This window comes from Cysteiniphilum sp. 19S12-1 (assembly GCF_052030685.1).
Taxonomy (GTDB): Bacteria; Pseudomonadota; Gammaproteobacteria; order Francisellales; family Francisellaceae; genus Caedibacter.
This window is the reverse complement of sequence record NZ_JBQAJM010000057.1, coordinates 1-5,747: the sequence shown is the minus strand read 5'-3', so window position 1 is coordinate 5,747 and position 5,747 is coordinate 1. Positions and strand designations below refer to the sequence as shown.

Sequence of the window (5,747 nt, the reverse complement as noted above, 5' to 3'; positions counted from 1 at the left end):
CGAATCAAGCAAGTTATCAAATGTATTTAAAAATGAAACATGAATGTGAGAAATTTAAAAGTGCGTAACTTCAGTTAAAAAGATCAGTTATGAATCAAAAGAGGTTCACTTAATTAATCATGGTGGTGAGCAATTCTCAAGCACCTATAAAGCAATTAATCCGCAATCACGCGTCCCTTCTCTACAAGATGGTAATCTCATTATCACGCAATCGTTGGCAATGATTGATTATTTAGAAGATAAGTATCCTAAACATTCAATCTATCCAATTGATCCCGTATTGAAGGCTAAGGTTAAAGCTTTTGCTTTGACGATAGCTTGTGATATTCATCCTCTGAATAATTCAGGAACACTTAATTTTCTGAAGGCTGAATTTGCAGCAAATGAAGCACAAATTAAGAAATGGTATACGCATTGGGTGCAATTAGGTTTTGTAGCCTTAGAGCAAAAGCTACAACAAACGGCAGGTAAATATTGTTTTGGTGATGAAATTACTTTGGCGGATATCTGCCTTATCCCACAAGTGTTTAATGCCAAGCGCTTCAATGTTGATATCAGTAGCTTTCCAACGATTCAGAGGATCTATGCGCATGCCATGAAGCATCCGGCATTTTTTCATGCCTCGCCTGAGCAGGTTATGCTTAAGGAGGATGAATAAAATGGTGGATTACCAGCTGGGGTTTCATAGTTACTTTGCAAGTGAGGCACTTAAAGGCGCATTGCCTAAAGACCGTAACTCACCACAAGTAGTTCCCTTTGGCTTATACGCTGAGCAAGTCAATAACAGTGCTTTTACTGCGCCACGCGCGCAAAATTTCAAAGCATGGCAGTATCGTATTCGTCCATCGGTGTTACATAGCCCGAAATTTACATTGGTTAATCAATCTTTGCTGCGTAATCACTATCATCAAGATGATGTGTTGACTCCTCCTGAGCAGATGCGCTGGAGTGCTTTAGCTACACCGTCGCAAGCTACTGACCTTATGAATGGTTTGGTAACGATGATGTATAATGAGGCAGCAGCAGTGCATCTATATGCAATCAATCAATCAATGGAGAGTCGTTATTTTTATAGTGCTGATGGTGATTGGCTTTATGTGTTGCAACAAGGGCGCCTGCGTTTTAAAACAGAATATGGTGTGATTGAAGCAAGACCGCATGAGGTGGTTGTTATTCCACGCGGTGTGCGTTACGCTGTCGAATTACTCGATGAGCACGCACGTGGTTATATTTGTGAATCTAATTCAAGTACATTTTATTTGCCAGAGCGAGGTCCTATTGGTGCGAATGGCTTAGCAGAAGAGCGCCATTTCTTGGCACCTGTTGCCTCATTTGAGGATAAGACCCAAAAGGCTCTGTTGTATTGCCAATATCAAGGGCGATTGTGGCAAGGTCAGATTAACCACTCCCCTTTAGATGTGGTAGCATGGCATGGCAATTTATATCCGTATAAATATGATCTTGATTTATTTTGCCCTGTGAATACCGTGCTCAAAGATCATGCCGATCCCAGTATCTTTACGGTACTTACCGCGCCATCCTTAAATACGGGCACGGCAAATGTTGATTTTGTCATTTTCCCACCACGTTGGGTAGTGGGAGAAGACACCTTCAGACCACCTTATTATCATCGCAATATCATGAGCGAATGCATGGGACTACTAACGGGTGTCTATGATGCTAAAGGTGAAGGGTTTCAGCCAGGAGGTATCAGTGTACATAATCCGATGTCAGCACATGGCCCTGATTATGATACATTTATTAATGCATCAGAGATGACGCTTAATCCTGTACGCTACCAAAACACCATGGCATTTATGTTTGAATCACGCCTGCCATGGCAATTAACCGAGTTTGCGTTAATGAGTGATTTACGTCAGCCTAATTATCTGAATTGTTGGTCATCATTAAAAGCACAGTTTACAAAAGAGGTCATCGAATAATGTTAACAATCAAAGCGAACAATTCTAACTTAAAATCATTTATTGAAATCGATAAAGACAGTCACTTCCCCATTCAAAATCTGCCTTTTGGTATTTTTAGCAAAACGGGCGAAGATAAAACTAAAAAACGTATTGGTGTTGCTATTGGGCAATATGTTTTTGATGTTAAAGCTGCTTATAGCGAGGACTTGTTGAGTGATTTTGATCTTGATTTGACACAAATAAGTGCCTTGAATGATCTATTTCAATATGGACGTGAAAAGGTGCGTGAATTAAGACAGATCATCAGCGATTTACTCAATAGTGAGACAGCAACCTTACGTGATAATAAATCATTACAAGATAAAGTGCTTATCAAGCAAAGCGATTGCACACTTTATTTGCCGATTGATGTTAAAGGCTTTACGGACTTTTATTCCTCACGTGAGCATGCTGAGAATGTCGGTAAGATGTTTCGTGATAAAGATAATCCGTTATTACCCAACTGGTTGCATTTACCGGTTGCCTATGATGGGCGAGCGGGAAGCGTTGTGGTCAGTGGTACACAAGTCGTGCGTCCAAATGGACAAATCAAACCAAATCCTGATGAAGCACCGATCTTTAGTCCATCTAAAGCCTTAGATGTTGAGGTGGAAATGGGGGCGATTATTGGTATGCCTTCACAACATGGACAACCGGTTACAATTGACCAAGCGCCTGAGCATGTAATCGGTATGGTGATTGTCAATGATTGGAGTGCGCGTGATATTCAAAAATGGGAATATCAGCCATTAGGTCCTTTTTTGTCGAAAAACTTTGCAACTTCTATTTCGCCATGGGTTGTGACGTTAGATGCATTAGAGCCATTTCGTGTTGAATCACCAAAACAAGAGACTGAAGTCTTAAATTATCTCAAACGTAAAGAAAATTGGGCAGTGGATGTTGAGCTGCAATTATCGATTAAATCAGCTAAAGCGCTAAATTATGAAGTAATCTCAACCACTAATTATAAATATATGTATTGGGATATGATGCAGCAGCTAGTGCATCATAGTGTCAATGGTTGCCCGATGATGACAGGGGATATCTTGGCATCAGGAACCATAAGCGGTAAAACAAAAGATAGCTTGGGTTGTTTCTTAGAAATTACCGAAGGTGGTAAGCACCCAGTTATTTTGAGAAATGGCGATAAGCGCGTGTTTTTACAAGATGGTGACGTCGCACGTATAGCAGGATTTTGCCAAGGAAATGGTTATAAAGTAGGTTTTGGCGAGCTTGTTGGCGAAATTGTGCCATTTTCAGCTACACTTACAAACAACAACGCTCAAAGGGAGAATGGGCATGAAACCAAACAGCAAGTATGTTTCTAAAAAGCCAGATTATCGTGGGTTTGTTGTCTATGATGAAATAGAGAACAACACTTGGCAAACACTGATGGAAGCACAACTTAAGATTATTCAAGGGCGTGCTTGTGATGAGTATTTAAAAGGTTTGGAGTTTCTTGATTTTCCAGTTAATCGTATTCCACAGATTCCTGAGGTCAATGAAAAACTGCAGAAAGTCACAGGTTGGGCGGTTGAGCCGGTGCCTGCATTGATTGGTTTTGATCGTTTTTTTAAGTTATTATCTGAGCGAAAGTTCCCATGTGCAACCTTTATTCGCACGCCAGAGGAGCTTAAATATTTACAAGAGCCAGATATATTTCATGAGCTATTTGGTCATTGTCCGATGTTAGCTCATCCGGTTTATGCTGATTTTATGCAGCGCTATGGAGAGTTGGGTGTTGGGCAAACGCCTGATGTTCAAAGGTTATTAGCACGCTTTTATTGGTTTACTGTTGAATTTGGTTTAATTAACACCCCGCAAGGTTTGCGTTGTTATGGCGGTGGGATTTTATCGTCAATGGGTGAGACGGTTTATGCACTTGAAGATCCTAAGGTACGTTATGAACGATTTGATGCTTTAAATATATTAAGAACGCCATATCGCATTGATATTTATCAACCGGTTTATTATATCGTCTATTCATATGAAAGCATTTATAACGTATTAAAGGACGACTTTATTGATTTAATTAAAAAATCTCAGGCCTTGCCAGAGTTTAGAGCGCTGTTTCCTAAAAAGGAAAAACCATTAGAAGACGAAGGGATTGAGTTGATTGAATAAAAAGCAGTATGTGATGTGAAGACCTATGCAATCTAAGGGCGTATTCAATACAAGGGCGTATGCAATACGCCCCTACGATTTATGAAAGTTTAAGGAAACGTTATGGAAAATTTACTAGATAAGAAATGCCAAGTTTGTGAATATGGTGACTTTACACCAATGACAATTAAAGAGGCTCAAAGCTATTTACAAAAACTGCCATTGTGGCAGTTAAGCGCATGTGGCAAGAAGATAACACGAACAGTTGAGTTCAAAGGCTTTTATAAAACCATGGCATTTGTTAATGCTGTGGCATGGGTTGCCAATAGTGAAGGACATCACCCAGATCTGGAAGTGAGTTTCAATCGTTGTGTGGTGCATTTCACAACACATGCTGTTGATGGCTTGACGGAAAATGATTTTATTTGTGCCGCTAAAGTCGATGCGTTATTAGCTTAATGATTGAATATGTAATGAGCCAAGAATAAGTTGCAACGCCTTGCACCTCTGCCCTTGTGGGATTGCTCGTGCAGCTTAAGCTGCGCGGGTGAGGGGGATAATTGAAGTTCAGCTTATCTTTGCATTATCACTACATGTGTGAGGGTGTATAGATACAAGGGCGTATACAATACGCCCCTACGGTTAGAAAAGGAAATTTTAGTAAAGTTTAAAAAGCAAAAGGAATAAAGGGAATAAAAATGAATTTAACGGATTTTCAAAATAGTGTGGTTGATCGTTTACAGCATTTCTCGCAACAGGAACCCGAGATTACCTTTCAGTGGAAAGATAAACGCTCTACTGCACGCGGTTTTTTAGTGATTAACTCGTTGCGTGGTAATGCTGCAGGTGGTGGTACACGTGTGCATGAGCATATTACACTGGAAGAGGTGACGACATTAGCTAAAATTATGGAGATTAAATTTGCGCTATCAGGACCTGCAATTGGCGGGGCGAAAACGGGTATTCGTATTGACCCAGATCATCCTGAAAAATATGCGATTCTTGAGCGTTGGTATGAGGCCATTCGTCCCTTATTAACCGAATATTATGGTACAGGTAGTGATTTAAATACTGATATTCATAAGATTAATCATTTGTTGCGTGGTTTAGGAGTCGATAACTCACAACAAGGGATTATTCACGCATTTTGTCAGGGGGACCACTTTAAAACGCAAGCAGCTTATCACAATATGCACTTGCTAAACGCCAGTGTTAAAGTGGGGCAGGCAGATATTAAACTTGCTGAAATGGTCACAGGTTTCGGTGTGGCACAAACAGCGATTGCTTATTATCATGCGCGCAATGAAAGTATTCAAAATAAGCGTATTTATATTCAAGGTGCGGGCAATGTAGGTGCAGCCGCTGCTTTTTATTTGCATCAGGCAGGTGCTGTAATTGTCGCAATGACTGATCGGGATGCTGGCGTTATTCGTGATAAAGGGTTAAGCGAGCATGAAATCAATCAGGTTGTTAAAAGCCGCAGAGTGCTTAATGTATTAACGGATAATCTGACACATCAAGAGTTTAACCAACAACTCATATCTGCGAATATTGACGTATTAATCCCCGCAGCAGGATCTAATATTGTTGATAAAGACTTTATCTGAAGTTTAGAGTTTCAGAGTATTTTTTATTGTGTGGGGATTTTTAAATCGACTTATGGCATGGTGATTGGCAGGC

General features: G+C 40.2%; 6 protein-coding genes. All 6 read left to right on the top strand.

The annotated features are described in order from the left end of the window. Window positions 1-82: 82 nt before the first annotated feature. The 6 genes from maiA to ACTS4L_RS11000 all read left to right on the top strand — a co-directional run bounded on the left by maiA (window position 83) and on the right by ACTS4L_RS11000 (window position 5,674). Entirely contained in the window at window positions 83-658 is a 576-nt protein-coding gene (maiA, locus tag ACTS4L_RS11025) for a maleylacetoacetate isomerase (protein ID WP_440652048.1), read from the top strand. Further along, window positions 651-1,943, top strand: a complete 1,293-nt coding sequence (gene hmgA, locus ACTS4L_RS11020; RefSeq protein WP_440617724.1) for a homogentisate 1,2-dioxygenase — start codon at window positions 651-653, stop codon at window positions 1,941-1,943. The genes maiA and hmgA overlap by 8 nt, the downstream gene beginning before the upstream one ends. Then, the gene (gene fahA / locus ACTS4L_RS11015) at window positions 1,943-3,292 is read left to right on the top strand and encodes a fumarylacetoacetase (RefSeq protein ID WP_440617725.1); all 1,350 of its coding nucleotides are present in this window, start codon (window positions 1,943-1,945) and stop codon (window positions 3,290-3,292) included. Before hmgA ends, fahA begins: the two co-directional genes overlap by 1 nt. Continuing rightward, window positions 3,264-4,088: a phenylalanine 4-monooxygenase gene (phhA, locus tag ACTS4L_RS11010; RefSeq protein ID WP_440617726.1), complete on the top strand. Its 825-nt coding sequence runs from the start codon at window positions 3,264-3,266 to the stop codon at window positions 4,086-4,088. The genes fahA and phhA overlap by 29 nt, the downstream gene beginning before the upstream one ends. Window positions 4,089-4,190: 102 nt before the next feature. Further along, entirely contained in the window at window positions 4,191-4,526 is a 336-nt protein-coding gene (locus ACTS4L_RS11005) for a 4a-hydroxytetrahydrobiopterin dehydratase (protein WP_440617727.1), read from the top strand. Window positions 4,527-4,765: 239 nt separating this feature from the next. Next, complete coding sequence (locus ACTS4L_RS11000; protein WP_440617728.1) at window positions 4,766-5,674, top strand: Glu/Leu/Phe/Val dehydrogenase dimerization domain-containing protein; 909 nt, start codon at window positions 4,766-4,768, stop codon at window positions 5,672-5,674. Window positions 5,675-5,747: the final 73 nt, after the last annotated feature.

What these genes read in the sequence shown, in the direction of transcription:
- hmgA (WP_440617724.1), top strand. Translation starts at nt 651, where the DNA reads ATGAATAAAATGGTGGATTACCAGCTGGGGTTTCATAGTTACTTTGCA.
- fahA (WP_440617725.1), top strand. Translation starts at nt 1,943, where the DNA reads ATGTTAACAATCAAAGCGAACAATTCTAACTTAAAATCATTTATTGAA.
- phhA (WP_440617726.1), top strand. Translation starts at nt 3,264, where the DNA reads ATGAAACCAAACAGCAAGTATGTTTCTAAAAAGCCAGATTATCGTGGG.
- ACTS4L_RS11005 (WP_440617727.1), top strand. Translation starts at nt 4,191, where the DNA reads ATGGAAAATTTACTAGATAAGAAATGCCAAGTTTGTGAATATGGTGAC.
- ACTS4L_RS11000 (WP_440617728.1), top strand. Translation starts at nt 4,766, where the DNA reads ATGAATTTAACGGATTTTCAAAATAGTGTGGTTGATCGTTTACAGCAT.